Below are 15,245 nucleotides of genomic sequence, written 5' to 3'. Positions count from 1 at the left end.
GACCCCCTGCCCCCGCTTCGCGGGGGAGGGGGAGAACTTCATCGCACGGGATGGTTGCTGCCCCACGCCACCGCCCGTCGAAGTGTACACCCTCTCCCGCGCAGTTTGCGGGAGAGGGACGCGAGGAACGAGCGGGGTGAGGGCCCGCGGGGTAAGGGCCTACCGCGCCAGCCACCCCCCGTCCACCACCAGCACGTGCCCGTTCACGTAGTCGCTCGCGGCGCTCGCCAGGAACACGACGGCGCCGGCCAGGTCCCCGGGCGCGCCCCAGCGGCCCGCCGGAATGCGCGCGCCGATGTCGCGTGAGCGGTCCGGGTCGTCGCGCAGGCGCTGCGTGTTGTCCGTGCTGAAATAGCCCGGCGCGATGGCGTTCACCTGCACCCCGTGGCGCGCCCACTCGTTCGCCAGCGCCTTGGTGAGCCCCGCCACGGCGTGCTTGCTGGCCGTGTACGCCGGCACCGTGATGCCGCCCTGGAACGAGAGCAGCGACGCCACGTTGATGATCTTCCCCGCCCCGCGCTCCGTCATCCCCTTGCCGAAGCGCTGGCTGAGCACGAAGACGGAATCCAGGTTCGTGCGGATCACGTCGTCCCACTCCGCCAGGGGGAACTCGGCGGCGGGGTGGCGACGGATGGTGCCCGCGTTGTTCACGAGCACGTCGATCTGGCCCGCCAGCCGCTCCGCCTCGTCCGCCATGGCGAGGACGGACGCGCGGTCGGAGTGATCGGCCTCCACCTGCCACGCCTGCCGACCCGCCGCGCGCATGCGCGCCGCCGTCTCGTCCGTCCCGCTTCGGGTCGTGCTGGCGCAGACCACGTCCGCGCCGGCCTCGGCGAGCGCGACGGCCATCGCCTGGCCCAGGCCGCGGCTGGCGCCCGTGACGAGCGCGCGCCGGCCCTCCAGCGAGAACATCCGCATCAGCGACTCGGCGCTCATCGGCCGAGCTCCAGGGCGGCGAGGATGAAGGGGCCCACGCCCTTGTAGTCGTCCGTCACCACGGGCTCGCTCACGTAGTAGGCGTACGATCCGTCGCGGTAGCTGCCGTCGCGGCGCGGGTTTCCGCCCACGCCGCTCACCTGCACCACGTTGATGAGCGACACCGTGCCGTCCGCGTTCTCGCGGACCAGGTTCGAGAGCAGGCCGTCGAAGCCGCGCTCGGCCACCTGCCTGTATTCCGGCGCGACGTAGCCCAGCCGCGCCGCCTTGGCCAGCGCGTAGACGAACATGCTGCTGGCGCTGGCCTCCAGGTAGTTGCCCGCGCGGTTGGGCTGGTCCATCACGTTCCACCACAGCCCCGTGACGGGATCCTGCACGCGCTCGATGGCCTCGGCCGCGTCCCTGAGCGTCTGGATGATGGCCGCGCGATCCGGGTGATCCGCCGGAAAGTGGTCCAGCGTCTCCACCACGCCCAGGACGTACCAGCCCATGGCCCGGCCCCAGAAGTTGGCCGACAAACCCGTCGCGCTGTCCGCCCAGGGCTGCGCCTTCGCATAGTCCCACGCGTGGTACATCAGTCCCGTGCGGGGATCGCGCGTGTGGCGGGCCACGAGCAGGAACTGGCGCGCGACGTCGTCGAACGCGGCCGGCTCGCCGTACGTCTTCGCGTACTCCGCGAGAAAGGGCTGGCCCATGTACAGGCCGTCCAGCCACATCTGCTGCGGATAGACCTGCTTGTGCCAGAAGCCGCCTTCCGGCGTGCGCGGGTGCGTGCGCAGCTGCTGGCGCAGGAGGTCCGCCGCGCGACGGTAGCGCGCGTCGCCCGTGCGCTGGTGCAGGCCGAACAGAAGGCGGCCCTGCGACACCTCGTCGATGTTGTACTCCGCCATCTCGTAGCCTTCGATGGATCCGTCGGGCCCGATCCAGCGGTCCATGTTCGTCCGCACGTAGTCCAGCATGGCCGCGTCGTTCCGCGCCAGGCCAACGCGCTCGATGGCGCCCAGCACGACGCCCTGCGTGTAGTCCCAGCGGCGGTGTGTCTGCGGGTTGCGACGCATCACCGACTCCGCGACGCGCACGGACCACGGGCGTCCGTCGCTCGAGGCGCGGGCGCGCGGCGCGGCGTTGGGGATCTCGATCGGCGCGTTGCCCGGCTGCGCGGTGCCTTCGCCCAGACCCGTGCCGGCGGGGAGGTGTGCGACCTGCGCGTGCAGCGGCGACGCGGCCAGCGACAGCGCGAACAAGGCAAGAAGGCGGATTCTCATCATCTCCCGTCGGGCGATGGTGGACGACCCCGCGAACGGCTGGCCGTGGATGCGCAGACGCGCGGCAATCCGCATCCGGGGGAGCGGAATCGTCATCGGCTCAGCGCGGGGTGGTGCGGACGTCGCTGGGCAGCAGGTCGGCATCCGACTTCGCGCCGGCCTCGTGCGACGTGGCCGAGGCGAGCTGGCCGTTGATCCGCACGCCGTCCATCACCAGACCGCGCACGCCCTCCGTCACATTGCCGCGCTCCACGCCGTCGAACCGCGAATCGATGATGCGCACGTCGCTGATCTCCGACCGCTCGTACGCCCGCATGTACAGGCCGTACTTGCTCTTGTGGCTCGTGACGTTGCGCATCTCCACGTTGCGCACCACGGGGACGAACGGGCCCTGCTGGCCTTCTTCGTAGTACAGATCGACGGAGAGGACGGCGTCGGCCACCTGGCCCACGCGCACGTTGCGCATGTACACGTTCTCCAGGATGCCGCCCCGCAGCGCGTTGTTCTTGAAGCGCAGCGCGCGGTCCAGCACGGGCGAGTCCATCTCGCAGTCCTCCACGAACACGTTGCGCACGTGCCCGCTGATCTCGCTGCCGATGGTGACGCCGCCGTGCCCTTCCTTCATCCGGCAGCCGCGGACGATGATGTTCTCGCTGGGGACGTTGATGCGGCGCCCGTCGGCGTTGCGGCCGGACTTGATGGCGATGCAGTCGTCGCCCGTGTCGAACAGGCAGTTCTCGATGAGCACGTCGCGGCACGACTCGGGGTCGCAGCCGTCGTTGTTGGGGCCGTGCGTGTCGATCCTGACCCCGCGCACCGTCACGTTGGAGCACAGCACGGGGTGGATCTCCCACATGGGCGAGTTGACGATGGTCACGCCCTCGATGAGCACGTTGCGGCAGCGGTACGGCTGGATGAACTGCGGCCGCAGGTACGAGCCCTCGCCGAACTGCCGCTGCTCCACGGGTACGCCGGCCTCCACCATCTCGAACAGCCGGTTGCGTGCCTCGATTTGATTCGGGAGCGGCGCGTTGCGGCCGCCCTTCCAGGGCCACCAGTGTGTGTCGTCGGCCTGGCCGTCCAGCGTGCCCTCGCCCGTGACGGCCACGTTCTCCTGCTCCCACGCGTAGATGAGGGGCGAGTAGCCCATCATCTCCATCCCCTCCCAGCGCGTAAAGACGGCGGGCAGGTAGTCCGCCGGGTCCTGGCTGAAGGCGATGGTGGCGCCGCGCTGCACGTGCAGGTTCACGTTGCCGCGCAGGTGGATGGGCCCGGTGAGAAAGCGCCCCGTGGGGACGACGACGCGTCCGCCGCCGGCCGCCGCGCACGCCCGCACGGCCGCGCGAAACGCCGCCGTGTTGTCCGTGCGACCGTCGCCCACCGCGCCGTGATCGGTGATGGGGAAATCGCGATCGGGAAACGTGGGCGGGACGATGCGGGCCAGGATCCGCGGCACCATGTCCCACCCCGTGGCGCCGGATGCGGATGCCGACGCACCGTTCGCGGCGGACGGCGCGGACGCGGCGGAGGCGAACGAGGAGCACGCCGTCCCGAGCGGAAGCACGAGCGCCGCGCCCGCGCCCACTCCCAGGGAGCGGACGAAGTCGCGGCGCGAGAGGGGCGAAGTCATCGGCACGTCAGGGTCGGACATCCGCTCGCTTCTGGTTGAGGTGCATTCGCTCCCACTCGGAGCAAACTCGCCGGACTGCCACCTCCCAGCCTGAGCGGCTAAAGCCGCCGCTGGGACCGCGGTAAGCCCCGTCTCGCGCCGACGCGCTCTGCGAACAGGGCTTCAACCACCAACGCGGGCCGTCACCCGGCGAGGCGCGCGCGGGTGTGCCGCGGCGACCCTCGCTGGGGCAGTCCGCGAAGGCGGACTTCGCGAATTTCCAGCGGCGAATTCATTCGCTCGGCTGGGACTTCGCGCCATCCGGCACCGCACCATCCGGCACGGGACCATCCCGCTCTGTCTCTCTCCCGGTCCTGCCTCTTCCCCGTCCTGCCTCTTCCCGGTCCTGCCTCTTCCCCGTCCTGCCTCTTCCCCGTCCTGCCTCTTCCCCCGGTTCTGCCCCTTCCCGGCTCTGCCCGCCTCCGCATTGTCCTCCTCCCCTCGCCCTACGCGATCTCCGGCGCGGCGAAGACGGGGGCGGCGAGCAGGGCAATGGCGCCGCGAAGGCGCGGGTTCACCACCGTCTGCTCGGGGATGATGGGCGTGGCGGCGGCGGCCGGCGTGAGCGCGCGCTCGGCGATCTCAGCACGCACCCACGGCTCGATGATGTCCCACGCCGCCGTCACCTCGCCGCCGATGAAGATGCGCGACGGGTTCAGCGCGTTCACGATCATCGCCAGGCCGCGGCCCAGGTACCGCCCCGTCTCGTCCAGCGTGGCGCGCGCCTTTTCATCGCCCGTGCGCGCCAGGGTGATGAGCCCGTCCAGCGTCACGGACGAGTCCTCCAGCGCCTGCCGCGTACGCGGGCTCGCCAGCTCCAGCCCCAGGTAGCGGCTGAGCGTAGCGAGATTGGAGGTGTGCGCCTCCCAGCATCCGCGCGCGCCGCACAGGCAGCGCGGGCCCTCGGGGTTCATGGGAACGTGCCCAAACTCGCCCGCCGTGTGGCTGTGCCCGCGCACCACCTGTCCGTTCACCACCACGCCCGCGCCCACGCCGTCGCCCACCGTCACGTACACGAAGTCGCCCGTGTCGGCGCCGCGCTGGCCCAGCCACATCTGCGCGAGCGCGCAGGCGATGGGCGCGTTCTCGATCTGCACCGTGAGGCCCGTGGCCGCGGCCAGCTGGTCGCGGATGTCCACGTCCCGCCACCCCAGCTGCGGCGAGTTGAGCACCCGCCCCGTCCGCTGGTCCACCATGCCCGGGACGACGAGGCCAAAGCCCTCGCACTCGCCGCCGCTGCAGTAGTTGCGCAGCAGGCGCTCCACGCGGGTGGCGAGCTCCTCCACCATCTTCGCGGGGTCTACCTGCGTGGGGAACGTCTCCAGGGCGATCTGCGTCCCCGCGAAGTCACTGAGCATGAGGTAGGTGCGGCTGAAGCGCACGTCGGCGGCCAGGACCAGGCGGTCCTGCGTGCGGATGTGCAGCATCTGCGGCTTGCGGCCGCGCGCCGTGTCTACCGTGGCGCCCTCGTAGATGGCGCCTTCCTCCAGCAGCTCGTTCACCAGCGCCGTCACGCGCCCGCGCCCAATGTTCATCCGCCGCGCCAGGTCGGCGCGGGAGATGGGCTGGTGCTCGCGGACCAGGTTCAGCAGGATCTGCCGGTTGATCTCCCGGGAGGTGCTGCGCGTGGCCAGCGTGAAGTTGCGGACGTTGATCTTTCTCACGGACTCGTTCCCGGTGGCCGGGGAGAGAGAAGGATCCCCAGGATAGTTCCCAATCAGAACAAAATTGCCGTTCCGCTCCGGAACACGCAAGGCCCTCGTGTCCGCCGCATCATCACCCGTCGCAAGATGCGGAGGCGAAGGGGGGATGGCAAGCGTGGTGGATTCCGTCGCGCAGGCAGGACGAGGGTCAGAGCGGACAGGGACGGATCGCGCCGGCAGCAACCCGCCCCACCCCCCGACCCCCTCCCCGCACGTTCCTCGCGGAGAGGGGGAGAACCGCGCTTCGGGAGAAGGGATGCCGACGTGCACGAACCACCTCCCTCCCCCACGCAGTTTGTGGGGGAGGGTCGGGGAGGGGGGCGCTCCGCCGCCGCCGGAACTCCGCGCACCACCACCACATCCGCCCTCCCCCGTCACCACCGTTGCGCGGCCGGGAGGATGCGGATACATTAGCACCGATAGTTCCAACTGAGAACAAATGCGGGTTCGGCCCGCTGTCCGCTCGGCCGGTCGCGGCGCACCTATACGTGCCGCTGGCGCCCCTCGCACCCCGTACGCCCGATGCACGCCGCCTCCTCCTCCCCGCACGCCGAGCCGCTGGTGCTGCACGAGGACCGCTTCCTTGATCCGGACCCGGGCGTACGCCGCATCGCGCGCGCCCTCTACGAGCAGACGCGCGGGCTGCCGCTCGTCTGTCCGCACGGCCACGTGGACCCGGCGCTGCTGGCCACCGACGCGCCGTTCCCGGAGCCCACGGCGCTGCTGCTCATCCCCGACCACTACATCTTCCGGATGCTGTACTCGCAGGGCGTGCCCATGGAAGCCATGGGCGTCCCCGCGCGCGACGGCACGGCGGTGGAAAGCGATCCGCGAAAGATCTGGCAGCGGTTCGGCGAGCAGTACCACCTGTTCCGCGGCACGCCCACGGGCGCGTGGCTGGACATGGAGCTGCACGACGTGTTCGGCGTGCGCACGCGGCTCAACGGCGCCACGGCCCTGCGCGTGTACGACGAGATCGCCGAGCGGCTGCGGTCGCCGGAGTTTCGCCCGCGTGCCCTGTTCGAGCGCTTCACCATCGAGGTGCTGACGACGACGGACGCAGCCGCGGACCCGCTGGCGCACCACCAGGCCATCCGCGACAGCGGCTGGGGCGGCCGCGTGGTGCCCACCTTTCGCCCGGATGCCGTCTTCCGCATCGCCCAGCCCACCTGGGCCGCGGAGATCCAGGCGCTGGAGCGCGCGGCGGGGACGACGGTGGACGGCTACGCGGCTTTCATCTCCGTGCTGGAGGCGCGCCGCGCGTTCTTCCGCTCGCTGGGCGCCACGTCCACGGACCACGCCGTCGTGGAGCCGTACACGGAGCGCCTGCCCGACGCCGAGGCCGACCGCCTGTTCCAGCTAGGCCGCGCGGGCCAGGCGACGGCCGCGGACCAGGCGCGCTTCGAGGCGCACATGCTGATGGAGATGGCGCGCATGTCCACGGAGGACGGCATGGTGATGCAGCTGCACGCCGGCGCCCTGCGCGACCACAACCAGCGCGTCTTCGACCGGTTCGGCATGGACAAGGGCGCGGACATCCCCGTCCGGACGGAGTACACGCGCAACCTGCGCAACCTGCTGAACGCGTACGGCAACGACCCGCGCCTCACGCTGGTCCTCTTCACCCTGGACGAGTCGACGTACGCGCGGGAGCTGGCGCCGCTGGCCGGGCACTACCCCGCCCTGCGGCTGGGCCCGCCCTGGTGGTTCCACGATTCGGTCGAGGGGATGAAGCGCTTCCGCGAGCGGACGACGGAAACGGCCGGCATCTACAACACGGCGGGCTTCAACGACGACACGCGGGCGTTCTGCAGCATCCCCGCGCGGCACGACCTGAACCGCCGCGTGGACGCCAACTGGCTGGCCGGCCTGGTCGCGCGCCACGTCATCACCATGGACGACGCGCACGAGATGGCGCGCGCCGTGGCGTACGACCTCGCCCGGCAGACGTACCGGCTGGACACGGTGCCGGAGCCGGCCCGCGCCCCGGCCACGCTGGTGGAGACGTGATGGACGCCCCGCTGGCCGTCCGCATTCACCCCGGCGACAACGTGGCCGTGGCCGTCGTCCCGCTGCACGAGGGGACGGAGGTGGCGGTGGACGGCGCGCGCGTCACGCTCGTGGAGGACGTCCCCGCCGGCCACAAGCTGGCGCTCGTCCCGCTGGCGCCCGGCGACGCGGTCACCAAGTACGGCTTCGTCATCGGCGAGGCAACGGCGCCGGTGGCCGCGGGCGCCTGGGTGCACTCGCAGAACCTGCGCACGCGCCTGTCCGGCACGCTGGAGTATGCGTACCGGCCCGTGCAGCGCGACGGATCGTCCGCATCCGCCGCGTCCGTCCCCACGTTCATGGGCTACCGCCGGGCGGACGGCCGCGTGGGCACGCGCAACGAGGTGTGGATCGTCAACACCGTCGGCTGCGTGAACACGGCGGCGGAGCGCATCGCGCGGGTGGCGGGCGAGCGGTTCGCAGGGCGCACGGACGGCGTGTTCTCGTTCAGCCACCCGTATGGCTGCAGCCAGCTGGGCGACGACCTCTCGAACACGCAGAAGGTGCTGGCGGGCCTGCTTCGCCATCCCAACGCGGGCGGCGTGCTCGTTCTCGGGCTGGGCTGCGAGAACAACCAGATGGACCAGCTGCTGGCCCTGGCCGGCGACGTGGACCGCGAGCGCCTGCGCTGGTTCAACACGCAGGACGTGGTGGACGAGGTGGAGGAGGGCGTGGACGCCGTCGCCGCGCTGGTGGCGCGGATGGAGGGCGACGTCCGCACGGAGTGCCCCGCGTCCGCGCTGATCCTGGGCCACAAGTGCGGCGGATCCGACGGCTTCAGCGGCATCAGCGCCAACCCGCTCGTGGGGCGCATCGCAGACCGGATGACGGCGATGGGCGGCGGCGTGATCCTCACGGAGGTGCCGGAGATGTTCGGCGCCGAGCAGGTGCTGATGAACCGGGCGGCGGACGAAGGGGTGTTCCGCGACATCGTCGCGATGATCAACGACTTCAAGGATTATTTCATCCGCCACGATCAGCCCATCTACGAGAACCCCTCCCCCGGCAACAAGGCGGGCGGGCTGACGACGCTGGAGGAGAAGTCGCTGGGCGCCATCCAGAAGGGCGGCCAGGCGACCGTCAGCCGCGTGCTGCGCTACGGCCAGCCGGCGGCGACGGGCGGCCTGTCGCTGCTGGAGGCGCCGGGCAACGACGGCGTGTCGTCCACGGCCATGGTGGCCAGCGGCGCCACGGTACTGCTGTTCACGACGGGCCGCGGCACGCCGCTGGGCTTTCCCGTGCCGACGATCAAGATCAGCAGCAACAGCCACATCTCGGAAAAGAAGCCGCACTGGATCGACTTCAACGCGGGCGCGCTGCTGGACGGCGCGGCCACGCTGGACGGCCTGGCGGACGCGCTGTTCGCGCGCATCCTGGACGTGGCGTCGGGGCGCATCCGCACGAACAACGAGATGCACGGCTACCGCGAGATCGCCATCTGGAAGGAAGGCGTCACGCTCTGACGTGAGGCTCGTGCCGTGGGAGAGCGCTACTGCTTTTCTCACGCAGAGCCGCAGAGGACGCAGAGTACTTCATCACAAAAATGCAGTTCTCTGCGCCTCTGCGGCTCTGCGTGAGAAATCTGTTTTCTTTTGACCTGAACGAAGCACGATGCCCCTGCCCCTGCTGAACCGCGCTCTCGTCGAATCCGCCGCCTTCCAGGCGCGGACGGACGTGGGCGTGCCCGCGCCGGTGCTGCTGGACCTGCCGGAGCGCGCGGTGCAGTTCGGCACGGGCGCGTTTCTGCGCGGGTTCGTGGAGCCGTTCCTGGACGCCGCCAACCGCGCCGGCCGCTTTGGCGGACGCGTCGTCATGGTCGGCTCCACGGGCAGCGGGCGCGACCGCGTCCTCGCCGAGCAGGACGGGCTGTTCACCCTCTCCGTGCAGGGCATCCAGGACGGCGAGCCCGTCCACGAGCAGCGCGTCATCGGCTCCGTGAGCCGCGCGCTCTCGGCGGTGGACGAGTGGGACGCGGTGCTGGCGTGCGCGCGCAACCCGCTGCTGGAGCTCGTCTTCAGCAACACGACGGAAGTGGGCATCGTCCTGGACGAGGACGACCAGCCGGACCTCGCCCCGCCCCGCTCGTTCCCCGGCAAGCTCACGCGCTTCCTGTACGAGCGCGCCACGGCGTTTGGCTTCGATCCCGCGCGCGGCGTGGTCGTGCTCCCCTGCGAGCTCATCGAGGACAACGGCGACAAGCTGCGCGCCATCGTCCTGCGGCTGGCGGAGCGCTGGCATCTCGACGCGCGGTTCGCGGCGTGGATCGCGTCCGCCGTCCCCTTTTGCAACACGCTCGTGGACCGCATCGTCCCCGGCACGCCGGCGCCCGACGCGCGCGCCGAGGCCGAGACGGCGCTGGGCTACCGCGACGCGCTGCTGACGGTGGCCGAGGCGTACTGCCTGTTCGTCATCCAGGGCGACGAGACGATGCGCGCGCGCCTGCCCTTCGCCGACGTGCCCGGCGTCGCGGTGACGGAGGACGTGGCGCCGTACCGCCTGCGCAAGGTGCGGATGCTGAACGGCGCGCACACCATCACCGTGCCCACGGCCGTGCTGTGCGGATGCGAGACGGTGCTGGACGCTGTCCGCCATCCCATGGTGGGGCCGTTCCTGCGGCGCGCCATGCTGGACGAGATCGTCCCGACGGTCGATGCGCCCGGCGGCGAGGCGTACGCGCGCGCCGTGCTGGACCGCTTCGCCAACCCGTACGTACAGCACGCCCTGCGCGACATCTCGCTGCAGCAGACGATGAAGATGCGCGTGCGCGTGGTGCCCAGCATCGTGCGCAACGGCGTGCTGGGGCGCGTGCCCGAGTCGCTGGCGTTCGGGTTCGCGGCGTACCTGCGGATGGTGCGCGAGGGCCTGGGCCTGGCCGACGACCAGGCGGATCGCGTGCGCGCCCACTGGGCCGCCTGCGACGCCGCCGAGCCCGAGCTGGCGAGCGCCGTCTGCGCGGACGCGGAGCTGTGGGGCGCGGACCTGTCCACTGTCCCCGGCTTCACCGCCGCCGTCGCCGCCGCGCTCACGCGCATGCGCACGCTGGGCGTGGAAGCGGCCCTGGAGCAGCACCTGGCCGCCGGCGCGACGGCGTAAGCCGCGCATCGCGATCGGTCGGGATCGGATCGCGATCGCGGAGCCCGCGCGCCAGGAGCGAATGAATTCGCCGCTGGAAATTCGCGAAGTCCGCCTGCGCGGACTGCTCCAGCACGGGCGGCGCCATGTGCACCGGGGCGAGCTTCGACGGCCCGAACGCGGCCCGTGTGCACAGCGATGCGTGCGGCAGGAGCTGTCGGCGAAGGCCAACATTGCGGGTTCATAGCGGCGAATAATGTCGATTGCGGATCTGATCCGGTAAAAGGCCGCCTTTGAGCCGGAGCGGCTGAAGCCGCCGCAACGCCTGCGGAAAGCCTCACAAACCGCGTGAGGCTTCAACTGCTCGATGTGCGCCACTGGTGCACACCAGACGATCTCGCTGGGGCAGTCCGCGAAGGCGGACTTCGTGCCTTTCCAGCGGCGAGTTCATTCACTCCGGCTGGGGGACGGCCTTTGCCGGATCAGATCGGCAATCGGCATCATTCGCCGGGGCTGGGGCGGGCGGACGAGGAGAACGCAGTTGCAGGCTGTCCCCTGTAACCTGTCCCCTGTCCCCCGCCGTTCAGTCCTTCGCACGGACGTTCGATCACACGCCACGACCACCCACCCTGAAAACGGGACCGATGGTGACACTCACGCAGTCTTTCCCGCCCGCCGCCACGCGCGAGGCGGTCGCCCGGCGGATCGAGGCGCTCGGCGCGCTGGCCGTGGTCCGCGTGCAGCGCGCGGACGACGTGCTCCCCGTCGCGCAGGCCCTGCACGCCGGCGGCGTCAGCGCCATCGAGGTGACGATGACCGTGCCCGGCGCCCTGGACGCCATCGCCCGCCTGGCCCGCGAAGCCGGCGACGACCTGCTCGTGGGCGTGGGCTCCGTGCTGGACGAAGACACCGCGCGCCGCGCCGTGGAAGCCGGCGCGCGGTTCGTCGTCTCTCCGGTCTTCAGGCCGCTCGTCCTCCAGGAGGCGCAGCGTCAGGGCGCCGCCGCCCTTCCCGGCGCCTTTACGCCGACCGAGATCCTGCGCGCCCACGAGGCCGGCGCGGACCTGGTGAAGGTATTCCCCTCCGACGCGCTGGGACCGTCGTTCATCAAGGGCGTCCGCGCGCCCATGCCGTTCCTCAAGCTCTGCCCCACGGGCGGCGTCACGCCGGAGAACGCGGGCGAGTGGATCCGCGCCGGCGCGGCCGCCGTGGGCCTGGGCAGCACCCTCGTGGACACCAGGCTCGTCGCCGCCGGCGACTGGCCCGCCATCACGGCGCTCGCCCGGCGGACGGCCGAGTCCGTGGCCGCCGCCCACGGAGGTGCCGCGTGAAGCGCGTGGTTACCTTCGGCGAGCTGATGCTGCGGCTCTCGCCCCCGGGACAGGACCGGCTGTTCCAGCAGCCCAAGCTGCGCACCTTCTTTGGCGGCAGCGAGGCCAACGTGGCGGCGTCGCTGGCGCACTTCGGCATCCGCAGCGACTACGTGACGCGCGTGCCGCAGAACGCCGTGGGCGACGCGGCCGTGGCGGCCATGCGCGCGGAGGGCGTGGGCACACGCGGCATGCTGCGCGGCGGCGACCGGCTGGGCATCTACTTCGTGGAGGGCGGCGCGGACGTCCGCGCGCTCCGCGTGGTCTACGACCGGGCCGGGTCCGCGTTCGCCACGCTGGACCCGGCGGACTTCGACTGGGACGGCCTGCTGGGCGGCGCGGACTGGCTGCACCTGTCCGGCATCACCCCCGCGCTGGGCGACGGGCCGGCGCGGGCGGCGCAGGACGCGGTCGAGCACGCGCGCCGGTCGGGCGTAAGGGTGAGCGTGGACCTGAACTACCGCCCCGCGCTGTGGACGGGGCGCGATCCCCGGCCCGTGACGCGCGCCCTCGTGGGCGGCTGCGACCTGCTGATCGGCAACCCGGGCGCCGTGCGCGCCATGCTGGGCGTGGGCCCCGACGCCGGCCCGGACGCGGAGTCGGACGACGCCCTCCGCGCGTCCGCCGAGGCCATCGCGGCGGACCTGGGCTGCCGCGCCGTGGCGCTCACGCGGCGCGAGGTGATCACCGCGGGCGAGCACGGGTGGAGCACGGCGCTGTTCGATCCGCAGACGTCCACCCTGCACCGCAGCCGGCGCTGGCAGGTGAAGGTGGTGGACCGCGTGGGCGGCGGCGACAGCTTCGCGGCGGCGCTCCTCCACGCCACGCTGGCCGGCCGCGCCCCCGCGGACGCGCTGGAGTTCGCCACGGCGGCCAGCGCGCTCAAGCTCACCATCCCCGGCGACTTCAACCGCGTGACGGCGGACGAGGTCGATGCACTCCTCCAACGCACCGCGTGACCCCGATGTCGACTTCCGACCCCATGGTGACGGACGCCGCGCCCGCGCGCCCCGCGGCCGTCCCGCCGGCCGCGGCGGGCCCCATGACGCGCTACCGGTGGACCATCTGCGCGCTGCTGTTCGCCGCGACCACCATCAACTACATCGACCGGCAGGTGCTGGGCATCCTTGCCCCCACCCTGCAGACGGAGATCGGCTGGAGCGAGGCGGACTACGGCGACATCGTCTCGTGGTTCAGCTTCGCGTACGCGCTGGGGTTCCTGGGGATGGGGCGCATCCTGGACCGCTGGGGCGTGCGCAGGGGGTTCAGCTTCGCCATCGTCAGCTGGAGCCTGGCGGCCATGGGGCACGCGTTCGCGCGGACGGCGGGCGGGTTCGCCGTGGCCCGCGGCGCGCTGGGGCTGGGCGAGTCGGGCAACTTTCCCGGCGCCATCAAGGCCACGGCGGAGTGGTTTCCCAGGCGGGAGCGGGCGTTCGCCACGGGCATCTTCAACGCCGGCAGCAACGTGGGCGCCATCGTGGCCCCGCTGATGGTGCCGTTCATCGCCCTGCACTGGGGATGGCAGTGGGCGTTCATCGCCACGGGCGCCCTGGGCTTCGTGTGGCTGGCGTTCTGGCTGGCGCTGTACCGCTCGCCGGAGCAGCATCCGAAGGTGAATGCCGCGGAGCTGGCGCACATCCGCAGCGACCCGGAGGAGCCGTCGACGGCCATCCCCTGGCTGAGCCTGCTGGCGCACCGGCAGACGTGGGCGTTCTTCCTGGGCAAGTTCCTCACGGACCCCATCTGGTGGTTCTACCTGTACTGGCTGCCCAAATTCCTGGACGCCAACTTCGGGGTGAAGCTCGCGGGCGTGGCGCTGCCCCTGATCGTCATCTACCTGGTGGCCGACGTGGGAAGCGTGGGCGGCGGATGGGTAAGCAGCACGCTCATCAAGCGCGGCTGGAGCGTGAACGCGGGGCGCAAGACGGCCCTGCTGATCCCCGCCCTGCTCATCGTCCCGACGATGTTCGCGCCCCACGCGAAGAGCCTGTGGGTGGCCGTGGCCATCGTGAGCGTGGCGGCGGCGGCGCACCAGTGGTGGAGCGCCAACCTGTTCACGACGGCCAGCGACATGTTTCCCCGCCGCGCCGTGGCGTCGGTGGTGGGCATCGGCGGGTTCGCGGGCGCCATGGGCGGCGTGCTCTTTCAGCGCGCCACGGGGCGCATCCTGGAGGCCACGCACAACAACTACTCGCTCATCTTCATGGTGTGCGGCCTGGCGTACGTGACGGCGCTGCTCCTCATGCACCTGATCGTCCCGCGCCTGCAGCCCGCGCAGCTGGACTGAGGACGGACGGGGCTCGAACGCGAGGGAACGGCGGCGAAAACGTTGCGGGACGCAAACGCACTCGCTACATTCCGAATCCCTTAGTTCCTATTGGGAACAATATACGATGCGGGACCGGAAATACCCGGTCCGCCTCGCGCCGGCGGGGGGACGGGCTTCCACCCTCCGTTCCCGCCGTTCGGGGTGCCGCGCGCGTGACCCGCCTCACGCGGCGCCCCCGCTGGACCGAAGACGACGAGGTGCGTATCCACCGCACCGCTGCTGCTTTTGTTCGTTGTAGGTGCAAATGGGGATTCCGACCCGCCCCGTCGTGCACCCCCTGCAGTCCGGCCCGGCCGCACGGCCGCGGCGGCCCGGCTGTGATCCCTGCCACACCACACCGAGGGTCAACCTCTCCCGGAGAGTCCACGCGATGAAATGGAACGCCGCACTCCTCTGCCTGCTCGCACTGGCGCTCGCGCCGGCCGGCGCGCGCGCGCAGACCACGGGCCGCATCACGGGAACGGTGACGGACGCCACGTCCGGCCAGCCGCTGCCCGCCGCGACGGTCTCGGTGCAGGGCACCACCAGCAGCACGGTGACGGACGCGGAGGGCCGCTACACCCTGCCGGGCGTCCCGGCCGGGTCGCGCACGGTCACGGCCGCGCGGCTGGGCAACACCACGCAGAACCGGACGGTGACGGTCACGGCCGGGGCCACGGTCACGGCGGACTTCGCGCTTGCCTCGGGCGTGCTCATGCTGGACGAGGTGGTGGCCGTGGGCTACGGCACGCAGCGCCGCAGCGACCTCACGGGCGCCGTGAGCTCGGTGAACCTCAACGCCATCGAGCGCGCCCCCGTCACCTCCGTTGACCAGATGCTGCAGGGCGCCGTTCCCGGCGTGGAGGTGCAGAC

At 71.5% G+C, this 15,245-nt stretch carries 11 protein-coding genes; 7 read left to right on the top strand and 4 right to left on the bottom strand.

Translation table 11 applies throughout. The features are described 5' to 3' along the window. Positions 1-159: 159 nt before the first annotated feature. The 4 genes from kduD to VFZ20_RS02660 form a co-directional block, all read right to left on the bottom strand. Positions 160-918, bottom strand: a complete 759-nt coding sequence (gene kduD, locus VFZ20_RS02675; RefSeq protein ID WP_349264055.1) for a 2-dehydro-3-deoxy-D-gluconate 5-dehydrogenase KduD — start codon at positions 916-918, stop codon at positions 160-162. Between the two features lie 14 nt (positions 919-932). Continuing rightward, positions 933-2,297, bottom strand: a complete 1,365-nt coding sequence (locus tag VFZ20_RS02670) for a glycoside hydrolase family 88/105 protein (RefSeq protein WP_329682275.1) — start codon at positions 2,295-2,297, stop codon at positions 933-935. A 4-nt stretch (positions 2,298-2,301) separates the two neighbouring features. Beyond that, positions 2,302-3,852 (bottom strand): glycoside hydrolase family 28 protein, encoded by a 1,551-nt coding sequence (locus tag VFZ20_RS02665; RefSeq protein WP_329682274.1) that lies wholly within the window; start codon positions 3,850-3,852, stop codon positions 2,302-2,304. Between the two features lie 464 nt (positions 3,853-4,316). Continuing rightward, positions 4,317-5,534, bottom strand: a complete 1,218-nt coding sequence (locus VFZ20_RS02660) for an ROK family transcriptional regulator (protein WP_329682273.1) — start codon at positions 5,532-5,534, stop codon at positions 4,317-4,319. A 561-nt stretch (positions 5,535-6,095) separates the two neighbouring features. Between VFZ20_RS02660 and uxaC the strand changes: the two genes are divergently transcribed. From uxaC to VFZ20_RS02625, 7 genes are all read left to right on the top strand, one after another. Then, positions 6,096-7,583, top strand: a complete 1,488-nt coding sequence (gene uxaC, locus VFZ20_RS02655) for a glucuronate isomerase (protein WP_329682272.1) — start codon at positions 6,096-6,098, stop codon at positions 7,581-7,583. Continuing rightward, a complete protein-coding gene (locus VFZ20_RS02650; RefSeq protein ID WP_329682271.1) occupies positions 7,583-9,085 on the top strand; it encodes an altronate dehydratase family protein in 1,503 nt (500 codons plus the stop codon). The genes uxaC and VFZ20_RS02650 overlap by 1 nt, the downstream gene beginning before the upstream one ends. A gap of 148 nt (positions 9,086-9,233) precedes the next feature. Beyond that, positions 9,234-10,715: a tagaturonate reductase gene (locus tag VFZ20_RS02645; protein ID WP_329682270.1), complete on the top strand. Its 1,482-nt coding sequence runs from the start codon at positions 9,234-9,236 to the stop codon at positions 10,713-10,715. Positions 10,716-11,338: 623 nt separating this feature from the next. Next, positions 11,339-12,025 carry a bifunctional 4-hydroxy-2-oxoglutarate aldolase/2-dehydro-3-deoxy-phosphogluconate aldolase gene (locus VFZ20_RS02640; RefSeq protein ID WP_329682269.1) on the top strand — a complete coding sequence of 229 codons (687 nt, stop codon included), beginning with the start codon at positions 11,339-11,341 and terminating at the stop codon, positions 12,023-12,025. Continuing rightward, the gene (locus tag VFZ20_RS02635) at positions 12,022-13,023 is read left to right on the top strand and encodes a sugar kinase (RefSeq protein WP_329682268.1); all 1,002 of its coding nucleotides are present in this window, start codon (positions 12,022-12,024) and stop codon (positions 13,021-13,023) included. The genes VFZ20_RS02640 and VFZ20_RS02635 overlap by 4 nt, the downstream gene beginning before the upstream one ends. A gap of 5 nt (positions 13,024-13,028) precedes the next feature. Next, complete coding sequence (locus VFZ20_RS02630; protein WP_329682267.1) at positions 13,029-14,351, top strand: MFS transporter; 1,323 nt, start codon at positions 13,029-13,031, stop codon at positions 14,349-14,351. A 412-nt stretch (positions 14,352-14,763) separates the two neighbouring features. Further along, positions 14,764-15,245: carboxypeptidase regulatory-like domain-containing protein (locus VFZ20_RS02625; protein WP_329682266.1), on the top strand; the 482-nt coding region annotated here is incomplete at its 3' end.

This window comes from Longimicrobium sp. (assembly GCF_036280135.1).
Taxonomy (GTDB): Bacteria; Gemmatimonadota; Gemmatimonadetes; order Longimicrobiales; family Longimicrobiaceae; genus Longimicrobium.
Note: the sequence above shows the minus strand (reverse complement) of the source record. Positions and strands in the feature narration are given on the sequence as shown.